10 protein-coding genes, 3 tRNA genes and 1 riboswitch are annotated in these 14,559 nt (G+C 41.0%); of the genes, 10 read left to right on the plus strand and 3 right to left on the minus strand.

Translation table 11 applies throughout. The features are described from left to right. Positions 1 to 181: 181 nt before the first annotated feature. On the plus strand, positions 182 to 1,333 hold the full coding sequence (locus DXX92_RS10395) for a M14 family metallopeptidase (RefSeq protein WP_116000384.1): 1,152 nt from the start codon (positions 182 to 184) through the stop codon (positions 1,331 to 1,333). Between the two features lie 173 nt (positions 1,334 to 1,506). Then, on the plus strand, positions 1,507 to 3,090 hold the full coding sequence (locus DXX92_RS10400) for an N-acyl-D-amino-acid deacylase family protein (RefSeq protein WP_116000385.1): 1,584 nt from the start codon (positions 1,507 to 1,509) through the stop codon (positions 3,088 to 3,090). Positions 3,091 to 3,278: 188 nt separating this feature from the next. Here DXX92_RS10400 and DXX92_RS10405 read toward each other — a convergent pair whose 3' ends face one another. Then, positions 3,279 to 3,470 carry a hypothetical protein gene (locus DXX92_RS10405; RefSeq protein ID WP_116000386.1) on the minus strand — a complete coding sequence of 64 codons (192 nt, stop codon included), beginning with the start codon at positions 3,468 to 3,470 and terminating at the stop codon, positions 3,279 to 3,281. Positions 3,471 to 3,773: 303 nt separating this feature from the next. On the opposite strand from DXX92_RS10405, the gene sbcB reads away from it, so the two are divergent. Further along, positions 3,774 to 5,219 (plus strand): exodeoxyribonuclease I, encoded by a 1,446-nt coding sequence (gene sbcB / locus DXX92_RS10410; protein WP_116000387.1) that lies wholly within the window; start codon positions 3,774 to 3,776, stop codon positions 5,217 to 5,219. A 198-nt stretch (positions 5,220 to 5,417) separates the two neighbouring features. Here sbcB and DXX92_RS10415 read toward each other — a convergent pair whose 3' ends face one another. Then, positions 5,418 to 6,284 carry an NAD(P)-dependent oxidoreductase gene (locus DXX92_RS10415; protein ID WP_116000388.1) on the minus strand — a complete coding sequence of 289 codons (867 nt, stop codon included), beginning with the start codon at positions 6,282 to 6,284 and terminating at the stop codon, positions 5,418 to 5,420. Between the two features lie 284 nt (positions 6,285 to 6,568). Here DXX92_RS10415 and DXX92_RS10420 point away from each other — a divergent pair, with 284 nt between their 5' ends. Then, positions 6,569 to 7,051 carry a glutathione peroxidase gene (locus DXX92_RS10420; protein ID WP_116000389.1) on the plus strand — a complete coding sequence of 161 codons (483 nt, stop codon included), beginning with the start codon at positions 6,569 to 6,571 and terminating at the stop codon, positions 7,049 to 7,051. Between the two features lie 19 nt (positions 7,052 to 7,070). After that, positions 7,071 to 7,511 (plus strand): MarR family winged helix-turn-helix transcriptional regulator, encoded by a 441-nt coding sequence (locus tag DXX92_RS10425; RefSeq protein WP_116000390.1) that lies wholly within the window; start codon positions 7,071 to 7,073, stop codon positions 7,509 to 7,511. Positions 7,512 to 7,608: 97 nt separating this feature from the next. Here the strand turns inward: DXX92_RS10425 and lysC are convergent, their stop codons facing one another. Then, positions 7,609 to 8,958: a lysine-sensitive aspartokinase 3 gene (gene lysC / locus DXX92_RS10430; RefSeq protein WP_116000391.1), complete on the minus strand. Its 1,350-nt coding sequence runs from the start codon at positions 8,956 to 8,958 to the stop codon at positions 7,609 to 7,611. A 191-nt stretch (positions 8,959 to 9,149) separates the two neighbouring features. Then, positions 9,150 to 9,336, minus strand: a riboswitch (Lysine riboswitch). 543 nt (positions 9,337 to 9,879) lie between these two features. On the opposite strand from lysC, the gene DXX92_RS10435 reads away from it, so the two are divergent. The 5 genes from DXX92_RS10435 (at position 9,880) to DXX92_RS10455 (ending at position 14,559) form a co-directional block, all read left to right on the plus strand. Then, positions 9,880 to 9,956, plus strand: a tRNA-Met gene (locus tag DXX92_RS10435). A 160-nt stretch (positions 9,957 to 10,116) separates the two neighbouring features. Continuing rightward, a tRNA-Met gene (locus DXX92_RS10440) sits at positions 10,117 to 10,193 on the plus strand. A 160-nt stretch (positions 10,194 to 10,353) separates the two neighbouring features. Beyond that, a tRNA-Met gene (locus DXX92_RS10445) sits at positions 10,354 to 10,430 on the plus strand. Between the two features lie 265 nt (positions 10,431 to 10,695). Next, entirely contained in the window at positions 10,696 to 11,409 is a 714-nt protein-coding gene (locus DXX92_RS10450; protein ID WP_245961460.1) for an ElyC/SanA/YdcF family protein, read from the plus strand. A gap of 249 nt (positions 11,410 to 11,658) precedes the next feature. After that, positions 11,659 to 14,559, plus strand: a complete 2,901-nt coding sequence (locus DXX92_RS10455) for an insulinase family protein (protein WP_116000393.1) — start codon at positions 11,659 to 11,661, stop codon at positions 14,557 to 14,559.

A 14,559-nucleotide genomic window follows, 5' to 3' on the forward strand; every position in this document is an offset into this window, starting at 1 on the left:
CAAAAAGCGTTAGCAACCGAAACAGTAACATTAGTTATTAGCAAGAATTCGTTACAACCTTAGCTAGCAATCATGATTAATTATCAGGTTTGCTATGCTAAAAATTCATATTCGTTAGCCGATAATCTTATGACGGCTAACGAAATATTAAACAAATCAATTAATAAAGAAGCCAATTGCCATGTACAAATTTGTGACTTCAACAGTACTATCATTATTCGCAGCAAGCAGTTTCGCTTGCCAATCTGACAACATTCAGTTGCTTAACAACTTTTCAAATGCAACGTCTGCATCATTAATGCAGAATTGTGAAATCGACGAAAGCAACAACCAAATTAACGTCAAACTACTGCCTGAAAACAAACCGATTAATAATAGCCCTTGGTACGCTTTTCAACTTGTTAGCAAAGAGCCAAGAACAGTAACTCTGACCTTAACCGTTAACGATGGTGATCATCGTTACCTACCGAAAGTCAGTAGAGATGGTAAAAACTGGCAGCAAGTCGACTACAAAATTGTTGAAGACAAAATGCACGTTGAGCTAGCCATTGATACAAAAACTACGTGGATCGCCGGACAAGAGCTGATCACCAATAAAGACTACATTGATTGGGGTAAGAAGCTAAGCGAGTTTGAATTTATTGATCACAATGTGATTGGTCGCTCAGTAAACGGTAAACCAATTTACCAAGTCATCACCAATCAACCGAGCGTAAAACAGTGGTTGGTTGTGCTTGGTCGCCAACACCCACCTGAAGTAACTGGTGCCATTGCACTATTCCCGTTTGTCGACACACTATTAGGTAATAGCGAATTAGCACGCTATTTTCGCCAAAACTACAATATCGTTGTTGTGCCAAACATGAACCCAGATGGTGTAGAACTCGGTTACTGGCGTCATAACGCTAACGGTGTTGATTTAAACCGTGACTGGAACAAATTCAAGCAACCAGAAGTTATTGCGGTTGATAAGTTGCTAACCGACTTAGTAGCGAAAGGTCATAAAATTTCAATGGCGGTTGATTTCCACTCTACCCACAAAGACATTTTTTACACCATGCCTAACGACTATGGCGTACAACAACGCTATTTGGTTAATAACTGGTTGAACAAACTTGATAAACAGTATCCAGAGTTTAACGTTATCCAAAAACCAGGTAACAACCCGCAAATGGGTGTATTCAAACAGTATGTTGCTGACAAGTTCGACGTTCACGCTATCACGTACGAGATGGGCGATAACACTGACCGCAAATTCATTCACAAACTGGCCAAAGATGCAGCAAATACCTTAATGCAAACGATGCTTAAGGATAACGACCAGCTACGTTAATTGATGCTGAATGAAATGAATCTTTAGTGACTACTGCAATGGTAATTATTAAAGCTGTAGCACAATTAACTTATCTCAGCGGCGTCAGATGAAAAAATCTCGTTTGATGCCGCACAGCACCTACGAATCAAACATCAGCGAAAACGATAAACTACAACGATAAGCTACAAAAAATGGCAAAACATAACTTCAAAAAGCTAACCAGTGCTATGGCATTAGCACTTGCGGCAATCACATCAGGCTGTTCGAACCAAGTATCACCGCAAGTTGATACCCTAATCATTAATGGCGACGTTTATTTAGGTGATGGCAGCGGCGCGCAATCACTCGATATTGGTATCTGTCAGCAAGTTATCTGTGCTATATCGCCTAGTGGTAGTCAGCAATATCAGGCAACGCGCATAATTGATGCGAGTGGTCATGTTGTTAGCCCTGGTTTTATTGACCCTCATACACATACGCTCGCCGAGCTTGAAAGCCAAGACAAAAACGCCAATGTTAATTACCTAATGCAAGGGGTGACAACTGTCATTAATGGCAATGATGGTGGCAGCCCAATTGATATTGCTAAAACTGCAAAAACATTAGAGACAAACGGTATCGGCACAAATGTCGCTTTTTTCATAGGCCACAATAGCGTTCGTACCGCCGTTATGGGTCGCGAAAACCGTTATTCTTCAGACCAAGAAATTGCGCAAATGGTCGGCATTGTCGACAAAGCAATGCAAGACGGTGCGCTTGGCTTGTCGTCAGGCTTATATTACGTACCTGGCAGCTATGCAAAAACAGAAGAAGTGATTGCTTTGGCTAAAGCGGCCTCGGCCTATGGTGGCATTTATGACACGCATTTAAGAGATGAAAGCACCTTTAACATTGGCTTTGCAAATGCAGTTGATGAAGCGATTAACATTGCCAAAGATGCTGATATTCATTTGCACATTGCCCATATCAAAGCCTTGGGAGTGGATGTTTGGGGTGAAAGCACCCCCGTTATCAAGCAAATTGAACAAGCTCAGCAGCAAGGTGTCAGTATTAGTGCAGACCAATACCCTTGGCTAGCGTCAGGCACGAATATTCGCAGTGCTATTATGCCTAAGTGGGCATTGGCTGGTAATCAAATCGCCTTCTTTCATCGCCTAAAAGATAAAGATTTATTACCGCGTATTCGCACAGAAATTGCCGAAAATATTCGCCGTCGTGGTGGTGCCAATGCCCTACTTATCACAGAGTTTCACAGTAGACCTAATTTAGTAGGTAAAACACTCGAAGAAATTGCCAGCGAAAAAGGTAAAACACCTGTTGATACCGCCATTGATTTGGTACAACTTGGCCGCATTCGAGTAGCTTCTTTTAATATGTCGCCAAACGATTTGAATAAATTTGTTGTTCAACCATGGGTTGTTACCTCTTCTGATGGCACCAATGGTCACCCAAGAAAATATGGTAGCTTTCCTAAAAAGTATCAAGATATGGTGATTGATAAAAAACTCTTATCAATTGAAGACTTTATCATCAAAAGTGCAAGCCAAACCGCAGACATTTTAGGACTAAAAGATCGCGGTAAGTTAGAAAAAGGCTTAGCGGCAGATATTATTGTCTGGGACGCGAATACGTTCAAAAGCAATGCAACCTTCCAAAAATGGAATGTTTTAGCCTCTGGCGTTGATACGGTATTAGTCAATGGGCAAGTTGTCGTGGAAAATGGTGAGTACAACCAAAAACTAGCAGGTCAATACGTTAGAAAATCGGCAAATTGATATACGTGTTGTTATGCATTATTGGGCTTTAGGCTGACGCATTAGCAAGACTTAGTGAACGAAATAAAAAAAGGCAGGCTATCATATTGATAACCTGCCTTTTTATTGGGAGTCTAATTATAAATTCACGTAGCCAGTAAATGTCTTATTCAGCGAGCATTACTTTAAATAGCTTAAAATTCTAGCGACTAGTTATAGCCCAACACATATTCCTGTGCTTGCCCGCCAAGAAACTGTACCTGATACTTGCGTGTTAAATCTTGTTTAACGACTTTAGACTTAGCAGATACTACCTTAGGTAGTTGCTGTAAAGTTTCATTAATTTGATTAACAATAGTTTCTACACCAGTGTTGTTGGTTGACGGTTGTTGTTGAGCCATGATATTTCCTGCCGTATGCGCTTAGTTCAAGTGTAATATGCAATAAATCTGCAACATTTAAAATGCACATAAATTAGCCAAACCATAACGTAAAGTTATGGCTACAAATTTAATTACACTGATTTACGCTAAAGATTGACAACCCGTTATCCAGGTAGATTTATAGTACTCAGCTAAATAACGAACTTACCCTACTATTGTGTTAAAGTACGGCAATAACTAAAAAGCCGATGCCCAACCGCGAATTCTTTCGCCAAATCAAAAGACAACGGCGAATAACTAAACAAAAACGATATTAACTATATGAATAACCAGCCGACCATTCTATGGTACGACTTTGAAAGTTGGGGCATTAGCCCAAAGTACGACAAACTATCCCAATTTGCAGGTATCCGCACCGATTTTGACTTGAACATAGTCGGTGAGCCAATCATGTTCTATTGCCAACCTCCTGCAGATTACCTACCGAACCCCGAAGCTGCATTAGTCACCGGAATTACGCCTCAAAAAGCGATGTCTGAAGGGCTACCTGAAGCTGAATTCGCTGATCGCATTCACGCCCTATTCTCAGCACCAAATACCTGTGTAGCTGGCTATAACAATATTCGCTTCGACGATGAAATGACCCGCTATCTGCTCTATCGTAATTTTTACGACCCTTATGCTCGTGAGTGGCAAAATGGTAACAGTCGCTGGGATATCATTGATATGGTTCGCGCTTGTTATGCATTGCGTCCAGAGGGCATTGAATGGCCCAAAGTTACAGACGAAGAAACAGGAGAAGAGCGCGTCAGCTTTCGCTTAGAACTATTAACCGCCGCTAATGGTATCAGTCATGAAGCTGCACATGACGCAATGAGCGACGTATACGCCACAATTGCCATGGCCAAGCTTATTAAAGAAAAACAGCCTAAGCTATACCACTTTTTGTTTGGTCTGCGTAATAAAAAACAAGTGGCCGAGCTGATTGATGTGTATAACATGACCCCAGTTGTACACACCTCAAGCAAGATTTCATCACAGCACGGTTGTACTAGCTGGTTTGCCCCATTGGCTTACCACCCAACCAATAAAAATGCGATTATTGCAATAGATTTAGCGCGTGATCCACAGCCACTATTTGACTTAAGTGCTCAGCAGATCAAAGAAAGACTGTATACACGCTATAGTGATTTAGCTGAAGACGAACTGCCGATCCCGCTTAAACTGATTCACATCAACAAATGTCCTGTGATAGCGCCAGCGAAAACACTCTTGCCGGAAAATGCAGCGCGATTAGCCATACCACGCGAGCAGTGCTTAGCGAACCTAAGCAAGTTAAAAGAACACCGCGAGATAATCGATAAGCTTAATGATGTTTTTGCGCCCGACTATGATGAAAGTGAACAAATAGATGCGGAACACGCGTTATATGGCGGTGCTTTTTTCTCTGAAGCCGATAAAGCGCAGATGGCAGTTTTACATGGCCTCACACCTGAGCAACTGGCTCAGCATCAATTTGAATTTCAAGATGAGCGTTTGCCCGTTATGCTGTTTCGCTATCGCGCGAGAAACTACCCATACACGCTTTCAGCAGCGGAAAAACAAAAGTGGCAGCAATACTGCCAAGACAAAATTCAATTTGGTGGTAAAGGCATACTCAGTGCCGATGAATTTATGATCCGGTTAGAAAACTTAGCGCATGAGCACGAAGACAACGCTGGAAAGATGTCAGTGTTAAAAGCACTTTATCAATATTTACAGCAGTAAACTTGGTAAACAATAGCGGGTTTTAACTTATTTTCATTAGATTCCCTCTATATATGTATTAAAAGTGATAGCTGAGTATGATGAGTAATCGCTCAGCTATTTTCTCCTCTATTTACGATATCATTCCACTTGCTTAATTTTGCCGTTTTCAGCGAGTAGATTTTCAATAGCATGCCTTCTTATGGCGTTAAAGCATCGTTATTTTTTATAACGCGATATCAAACTCGATGTATCCCAACGATTACCACCAACCCGTTGAATTTCTTTATAAAAACCATCAACCATTTTGGTCATTGGCAATTGTGTGCCATTTTTCTTTGCTTCAGCAAAAGCGATTGATAAATCTTTACGCATCCAATCAACCGCAAAGCCAAAATCGTATTCGCCCGCAAACATCGTTTTGTAGCGATTTTCCATTTGCCATGAGCCTGCAGCTCCTTTTGAAATAGTCTCAACCAGCAAGTCTGGATCTAAGCCAGCATTTTCAGCAAAAGTGAAAGCTTCAGCAAGCCCCTGAACAACACCAGCGATACAAATTTGATTAACCATTTTCGCTAGCTGTCCACTTCCTACTTCACCCATTAATTGCGTGAACCGTGAGTATGTAGCCATAAAAGGCTTCGCTGTTTGATAAGTTGCCTGATCGCCCCCTAACATCACAGTCAACACACCATTGTCTGCGCCAGCTTGACCACCTGAGACAGGTGCATCTAGAAAGCCTACATCTTGCGTTTGCGCTTGCTGCGCTAATTCTCTAGCTAGCTCTGCTGATGCGGTTGTATGATCAACTAAAATTGAGCCCGCTGACATGCCAGCTAAAGCACCATCATCACCTAAACAAACTGAGCGAACATCATCATCGTTTCCAACACACGTTAAAACAATGTCACAGCCAGTTGCTGCTTGTTTAGGCGTCGTAAAGCATGCTCCGCCAAATTCCTTAACCCACTGCTCAGCTTTGGAATGAGTACGGTTGTATACATTTACTTGATGGCCTGCTTTTGCTAAGTGACCAGCCATCGGATACCCCATAACCCCTAAGCCAATAAATGCTACATTTGCCATGCTCTCTCCTAATTAAAAATGATCAAACTAATATCAAACGCTAACAATCAATTATCGATAACTACGTTTGCTATGTCAGTGTTATATCAACCAGTATATTACTGAAAATTAAGCCGTATTAGTATCAATCTATTCAATAAATACGGGTGAACTCAAAGGGTACAACTCACCAAAAATAAATTTATTTTTTTAACCATACAAAGTGAACTTTATTATTTATATTGCGTACAACTTAATCATGCACAACAATGTTAACAAGTTACTACTTTTAAAAAGGAAATAATATGTCGTCTTCTGTATATGACTACAACGCCCAAGACTATCGTGGTGAAAACGTATCGCTTAAAACATATGAAGGTAAGGTTCTACTGATTGTAAACACGGCAAGTGCTTGTGGATTTACGCCACAGTATGAAGGTTTGCAAGATCTTTACGAAAAATATAAAGATGAGGGTTTAGAAATTCTGGCATTCCCTTGTAATCAATTTAAAGAGCAAGAAAAAGGCAGTAACGAAGAGATAAAATCATTCTGCGATTTACACTTTAATATTCAGTTTCCTTTGTTTGCCAAAATTGATGTCAATGGCGACAACGCTCACCCACTTTACAAGCATCTAAAGCAAGAGGCTCCTGGTATTTTAGGTAGCCAAGGTATCAAATGGAATTTCACGAAATTTTTAGTTGGCCGCGATGGCAAAGTTATTCAGCGTTATTCAACCATGACTAAACCCAAAGCCATAGAGCCAGCGATAAAGGCCCTGCTTTAGTCTGCAGACGAAAAAAGTAATGAGTGACAACTTAAAACTAGAAAAACAGCTTTGTTTTCGGCTGTACAGCTTGAATAAAACCATCACTAAGCTCTACAGCCCATTGCTAAAAGCACTGGGGCTTACCTATCCGCAGTATTTAGTGATGTTGGTAATGTGGCAAGCCAAGCAAAGTGTGCCAATTAAAACGCTTTGTCAGCAACTAGAACTAGACACGGGAACTTTGTCGCCCTTGTTAAAGCGAATGGAACAAGCCAACCTGCTTGTTAGAACGCGAAGTGAACAAGATGAGCGCTCCGTGCACATTAACCTCACCAAAAAGGGTAAGCAGCTAAAACAACAAGCCGCGCAAATACCAGAAACTATGTTTTCACTAACTGGCTTGTCGATAGAAGAAGTGGTGAATTTACAACAAACGCTCGACAAGGCGTTAAACAACACAAAAGCACAGCTAGGTTAATACTTGCAATAAATGCGTAAAGCACCTAGCGCACTTTTGTATGTTTCATTTGCCAATAACAATCAAAAGCTAAACCAGTAGAACTAAGCCAGTAACGCTAAGCAGCAAAAAGTGTATCGTGAAGTTGTTCAACAACCGTATTTGCGTCTTGCTCTGGCACTAAAAAGCATAAGTTGTTTGAACTTGCACCGTGACAAATCATACGAATATTAAAGTCGTTAATTTTGTCAAACACACTGCTACCCAGTCCTTTAGTTGCATGAAGGTTGTTGCCAATTACCGCAACAAGTGACAAGCCGTGCTCAACAGACACTTCACAAAGTTGTTCCAGTTCCGCTAACACCGAATTGTTGATCAGCGATTGTGTGCTGCCCGTTGGGTTATCGAATGTCAACGCAACACTAATCTCACTGGTTGTGATCAAATCAACACTGAGCTCATGCTTGGCTAAAATTGCAAACACCTTAGCTAAGAAACCACTGGCATGTAACATCGCAGGGCTTTTTACCGTCACTAAGGTTTGCTCTCGGCGCAATGCAATAGAGCGATATGTAGGTGATGAAGAAACACTTTGCTGAATAAAAGTACCACCTTGCTCTGGCTCTTTGCTCGAACCAACAAATACCGGAATATTTTGTCGCATGGCAGGAATAAGCGTTGCTGGATGCAGAATTTTGGCACCAAAGGTAGCCATTTCAGCCGCTTCGCCAAAACTGATTTCAGGAATAGCGCGGGCTTGATCAGTAATGCGCGGATCCGTTGTAAAAATCCCGACCACGTCAGTCCAAATACTGAGGTTAGTGGCATCAAGTGCTTCAGCAATCAATGCTGCACTGTAATCAGAGCCGCCACGGCCAAGCGTCGTGGTATGACCTAACCCATCTTGACCAATAAAGCCTTGCGTAACAATCACACTATTTTTTGTAAGTGGCGCTAAATGTTCAATAGCGTTTATTTTAAGCGCTTCAATATCTACAACAGCTTGCCCATACAAACTGTTAGTTTTCATGACTTGGCGAATATCAAAACATTTGGCGTTGACACCAAGCTCATTAAGCATTTGGGTAAATAAAGCTGAACTCAGCTGCTCGCCAAAAGACAAAATCTCATCAGCATTTTTGACACTGTGCTGTTGCGCCTGAATTTCAGCTATTTCACCAAGCTGCGAAAGCTTTTCATCGACAAAGTCACCAAGGTTATGGTCGCCCGTAAAGGCTTCAATAATATTGAATTGAATTTCACGTATGCTCGCAATAATCTCATTGCGCTCTGTCGCAGGTACATTCTCCTGCCCTAAACGCACTAGATGATTGGTAACACCAGCGCTCGCCGAGACCACAACAACACGATTGGCAAGATCATTTTTGATAATCGTTGCACAGCGCTCCATCGCTTGATGGTTAGCAACGCTAGTACCACCAAATTTTGCAACCGTAAAATTAGACATAAATCCCCCAATCACTAGCCCAGTCGCTAGATTCAGTTGTACTTTCAAGGGTGCTTGGTAAACACGCCGCAAGTTGATTGTGGATTTTGGTGATAATGTTCATTAAAGGGTCTCCCTATATAGCAAAAAACTACTTACAACAAAGGAAGAGCATGGCTGAGGATATTCTGAAGCCCAAAAGCAAGACATTTTCAGCCAGAAGCTCTCCACCTATTTAACGATTACCTCGTTACTGGTGACAGCCTTAGGGATTCAACCCTAATGACCGAATTTAGTTTGCCACTCAAACTAAATCCTCGGCGATAGTCCCCCTCATTAACGCATAACGGGCAGTGACCCTAACGTTAGTTACCTGGCTATCGCTCCTCTTCTGGTGTTAGCGAGTATTTATCTTGTAAAAATTTAAAGTAAAAACTCAATAACGCCCTCATTAAACATTAATTATTCGTTGTGATCAATAGGCATTTAGATGTCTAAACAATTGTTTGTAATATCTGATGCTAATTGCGTTGTAGATTTTCTATCTCGTATTTCATTAAAGAGAAGTGAGAGAAGGAAAATACTTTGATAGGTTGAATTAAAAGATGTGCTTAGATAAATCATTTAAGCAAATCGTTGAACGTAACTGCCAAAGGCAACTATTCGCAGGAAGTAACTATAGTGTGAGCTGCTATGGCCTCGATACTTGCCCAGAAAAATGAACAGGTTGTGATAGCAAACACGACAAATACGTATATTTACGCACCTTTTTGCTCACTATTAGAGCGAGCAGTAAAATCCTTCAAAAAAGCAGTTGCAAATCACATTAACTATCCTTAACATACGCCTCGCTTTCACAGAGATGCAATAAATCTCTGATAATGAACACTTCATTAGAAAGCGAAGTCGTTGGTAACCGACTCAAACTGTTACAATACTTGGCGCGGGATGGAGCAGCCTGGTAGCTCGTCGGGCTCATAACCCGAAGGTCGTCGGTTCAAATCCGGCTCCCGCAACCAATTTCTTTAGATGTTAGAAGCAAAACAAACATTAATTATTGTGTGAAACGACCAAGTCACCGGTTCCCTCTTTTAAAATCAAGGGCTCACGCAAGCAATTCTTCGTTATAGATTCAGAAGTAAAACAATCTTGGCTCGTTTACTCAGTAAACCATTCGGACGCGGGATGGAGCAGCCTGGTAGCTCGTCGGGCTCATAACCCGAAGGTCGTCGGTTCAAATCCGGCTCCCGCAACCAATTTCTTTAGATGTTAGAAGCAAAATAAACACTAATTGTTGTGTGAAACGACCAAGTCGTCGGTTCCCTCTTTTAAAATCAAGGGCTCACGCAAGCAATTCTTCGTTATAGATTCAGAAGTAAAACAATCTTGGCTCGTTTACTTAGTAAACCATTCGGACGCGGGATGGAGCAGCCTGGTAGCTCGTCGGGCTCATAACCCGAAGGTCGTCGGTTCAAATCCGGCTCCCGCAACCAACTCCTTGAATCCTAAACCTATATTACACCTACGCTTCTATACACCACAAAATGCCCAATTAGTTTCCGCTAATATCGTCACTCTAATTAAAAAAGCACTTCGTGCATACATTGTTTTTCAATCGCCCTATAACAATTTAGTACTTTAATTTCCTTTTAACTTCAAAAACATCTACTGATATAGTTAGCCTTCAAAAATACGCTATGGCCTCTTAATTTTCCAATGGACTTTTTTCTCTTTAAAAAAATTATTGCAGCGGTTGTTATGCCACTCAATATATCTCTTCTATTACTGATAATCGCCGCTATGTTTTTTAAGCTAAAACCTAAACTGAGCCGAACCTCTTTAATCTTGGGGACGCTAATTCTTGGTATCTCTTCAATTACCCCTGTTGCAGATAAAACAATAGCGCCTTTTGAGCAAACGTATGAAAGCTTTAGCCGCTCTATTAAGCCAATTAGTTACATTGTTGTGCTAGGTTGTGGGCACGCGACAAATCATGCACTGCCTGCGACGTCACAGCTAAAAGCCTGCTCTTTAAGGCGTTTGATCGAAGGTATGCGAGTATTAAAGCTGCACCCTGAGGCTAAGTTAATTGTTTCTGGCTACGGACTTTACGACGAACAAACAAACGCCGAAACAGTGCAAAAAGCCGCTATCGCGTTAGGCGTACCAAACGCCAAAATTATCGTTGAGCCTTACCCAAAAGATACTCGTGAAGAAGCACAATTAATTGCCCCACGAGTAAAAGGAAAAACAACAGTTTTAGTTACCGACGCTTACCATTTGCCCAGAGCAATGAAGTATTTTGAGTTAGAAGGAGTTAAGCCAATACCAGCGCCTGCTGGCTACTACGCTATCAACCCAGATCAGGACTTTGTTTGGCCTCATTTAGTGCCTAGTGCCAAAAACCTTCAAACCTCAAGCATTGTTTGGTACGAAACCATGGGGCGTATTTGGCAGTGGCTTGCTTACTAGCAAGCTATAACCACTAACCTTCTTTTAACTCAGCTAAACAACCACAATAATAACGCAGGTTATATCGCAGTTTTGTACCTAGATATATCCTGTGTTCTACTTAGCATTTGATTTAACACCACTAAAAGTCCGTTTACTTTATTTAGCATTTCACATTATTATCAAAGTGTTATAGCGATTTAATTAAGCATAACTGCTAAATATATACAAAATAAAAACAACAATATTAGATAAAGGAATATCGCCCCAATGTGTCGCTTTGACTTTAGAAAAAAGCTCGTAAATGCCTGTGTGTTGGTATTTATCAGTGTATTCGCTACGTTTTTTTCAACCGCCATTTTCGCCAATCATGTATTACCTAGCCCTGAAGCATTTGATAAAAACTTGTCAAACTATGTTGAGCTGGATAATGGGCTAAGAGTGTTACTGCTTTCAGATCCAAATGCTAAAAGTTCTGCAGCATCTATCACCATTAATGTCGGCGGGCGGCATTCACCAAAATCTTTTCAGGGGCTAGCTCATTTACTAGAGCATACTGTTTTTCTGGGAAGCAAATCTTACGCTGGCACGAAAGATTTTGATGGGTTTGTAAAAAAGCATAATGGGTGGAGTAACGGCACCACTCGCCCTCTGACCACGCGTTATCATTTCCAGCTAAACAACAGCCCAAGTGCAGACGCCTTAATTGAGGGCCTTGCGCGCCTGCACGACATGTTAATCAATCCATTGATGCGAGAAGGTGACATTAAACTCGCAATTGAAGAAGTAGACGAGGAATTTCAAAGCCGTAAATCAAACGACTTTGCGGGCATTGTTTCAGTTTTTAAAGCAAATATGTCTCCAAATAACTCCGCGCGATATATGGACGTTGGCAATAAAATATCGCTTCAAGGGACGACAACTGACATTAAACATGTATCGAGCGCCTTAAAAGCGTTTCACCAAAATTACTATAAGCTCGAAAATATGACGTTGGCAGTTTACAGTAAACAAGATTTAAACACACTTAAAAATATCATAAAACAAGTATTCAAAAGCCCTAAAAACCTAGACCAAACCATAAACCAAAACCTAAACATACAATTAAACAATCGACTGTTTTCAACGCATCGTATGCCATACAGCCGACTTTACGAAAAAGATGATCTTGGCAAGCGTATCGATGTATTGTCGTCTACCGACCATCCAGCATTGGACTTGCGATTTGAAGTACCTGCAAATGAAAAAAAAGCGATAGCTTATATTCGTTATTTGCTTGATTATGATAATTCAGGCTCGCTTGCTCACTATTTAAATCAGAAAGGGCTAGCTCATCAGGCGTTTGCCGCCTTGCATGGCGACAGCCTTAACACTGTAATCAACATATATGTTGACCTAACGAATGAAGGTTATGACCAGGTAAACACGGTAATTGAAGCCACCTTTGCTTATTTTAATCATCTCAAAACTCACCCTCATCCTGATTATTTACAACAAGAATTGGCAGCCGTTCAAGCCCGCGATTACAAGCGCCCTATTGAAATGGAACCCGGCGATTGGTTAAGTGAGCTTTCCGATCAAATGCATGTGGCAAATTCTAGCGATATATTCACATCAATGTATAACGCTAGGCCGATGACTCAAAGCACAATTGATAAGCTACTAAGCCACTTTTCGGTGAATAACTTCCAAGCCTATGTTTCCAGTAATCAACCATTAGCAGGCAAGATTCAGCAAACACCTCATTACTTAAAGCCTTACACTGAGCAGCGTGTCTCACCAACGTTGCTAACTCAATGGCAGCTCGCTAAAAACGATAGCTTCTCGTTTCCCAAACAAAACCCTTACCTCAAGCCCAGAAAAACGCAAACAGCTGAAGTAAACTCATCGATTACCACGCAAGATAAATTAGCTGCGCAGATAGTAACAAATCCAGCATTTGCCATTGAAGATACATTGCTGATAAGGCTAAGCAACTTAACACTCAATAGTGAGTTTGATAACGACACAAACAACGAGAGCAAAGCTTACCCAAATAGCTATGTATTATTCTTGCTGATGGCCGAGCAGCTAAGCCGTAACTTAGGAGAGAATCATATTTATGCTGAGTTGGCAGGCTACCATTTTGATGAAAAAGTCACTAACCAATCGCTTGGACTTGTGCTCAGTGGCAAGCAATCACACATAGTAGATTATGCATTTGATCTTATTTCACCTTTTCATTGGCAAAAGCTTAGCGCGGCAGAATTTGATGTACTGAAAAAAAGCGCTTATCGCAATTACGAGAATGTTTTACACGAGAATGAGTTCAGGCAGGTTATTAAAGCCGCCAGCAACCTAGGTAATAGCTTGCCAAGTATAAAAGCAACGCTTGAACAAATTAACGCTGTAACTCTCGCAGACTACCAAACGTTTGTTGCGCAGATGATACCATCACTGACCATTTATACAGACTCGATGGCAAATAGCCACAAGCTTTCAACTCGCTTTATCACGCACGTCAACTCTGAACCAGTTGAAGCAAATACCCTACACAACAACTCGTCAGTCAACGCAAATACAAGTAACGTTAATGTAATAAACACAAATGCATCTGAGGTGGTTAGCCTGGCTAAGCAATTTAAGATTGTAAATGTCACATCGGAGAAGCAAGCGGCGTTAGCATTTACCATTGTTTTCAACCCCGACTTACCATTTATGCAAATTCAAGATAGTGTCAAAGCGAATGCGCTACTTCATATGTTTAAGCAGATGACGACACGAGAATACAGAGATGAGATTCGTGTAAAGCAGCAACTTGCTTATCATGCGGGAAGCCTTTTATTTAATACTCAAAAGCCAGCGTTAAGTTTTGTCGCGGAGTCTTCAAAAGTAAATGCTACCGAGCTTGCCAAACGAACAAAGGTGTTTTTTATCGACACCGCTTCTAAACTAACCAATGAAGATAATTTAACAACCAATCAGCAAAAGTTTTTGCAAGCTAAGCCAATCGTTATTGAACAATTGAATACTTTCTATCGCCGCGAGCAGCAGCTACATCAGCTAAATTGGCAGTTAGACAATGGCTTTAGAAACTTAGATTACAACGCACTAATCGCCGATGAAATTAATAGAATGACTTACCAAGAGTTTACCGAATGGTTGATCATTTTAGTTGATGGCACTTCTTGA

It is taken from the genome of Thalassotalea euphylliae, from assembly GCF_003390395.1.
GTDB lineage: Bacteria > Pseudomonadota > Gammaproteobacteria > Enterobacterales > Alteromonadaceae > Thalassotalea_F > Thalassotalea_F euphylliae_C.

What these genes read in the sequence shown, in the direction of transcription:
- DXX92_RS10455 (WP_116000393.1), top strand. Translation starts at nt 11,659, where the DNA reads ATGTGTCGCTTTGACTTTAGAAAAAAGCTCGTAAATGCCTGTGTGTTG.
- sbcB (WP_116000387.1), top strand. Translation starts at nt 3,774, where the DNA reads ATGAATAACCAGCCGACCATTCTATGGTACGACTTTGAAAGTTGGGGC.
- DXX92_RS10395 (WP_116000384.1), top strand. Translation starts at nt 182, where the DNA reads ATGTACAAATTTGTGACTTCAACAGTACTATCATTATTCGCAGCAAGC.
- DXX92_RS10450 (WP_245961460.1), top strand. Translation starts at nt 10,696, where the DNA reads ATGCCACTCAATATATCTCTTCTATTACTGATAATCGCCGCTATGTTT.
- DXX92_RS10425 (WP_116000390.1), top strand. Translation starts at nt 7,071, where the DNA reads ATGAGTGACAACTTAAAACTAGAAAAACAGCTTTGTTTTCGGCTGTAC.
- DXX92_RS10420 (WP_116000389.1), top strand. Translation starts at nt 6,569, where the DNA reads ATGTCGTCTTCTGTATATGACTACAACGCCCAAGACTATCGTGGTGAA.
- DXX92_RS10415 (WP_116000388.1), bottom strand. Translation starts at nt 6,284, where the DNA reads ATGGCAAATGTAGCATTTATTGGCTTAGGGGTTATGGGGTATCCGATG.
- DXX92_RS10400 (WP_116000385.1), top strand. Translation starts at nt 1,507, where the DNA reads ATGGCAAAACATAACTTCAAAAAGCTAACCAGTGCTATGGCATTAGCA.
- lysC (WP_116000391.1), bottom strand. Translation starts at nt 8,958, where the DNA reads ATGTCTAATTTTACGGTTGCAAAATTTGGTGGTACTAGCGTTGCTAAC.
- DXX92_RS10405 (WP_116000386.1), bottom strand. Translation starts at nt 3,470, where the DNA reads ATGGCTCAACAACAACCGTCAACCAACAACACTGGTGTAGAAACTATT.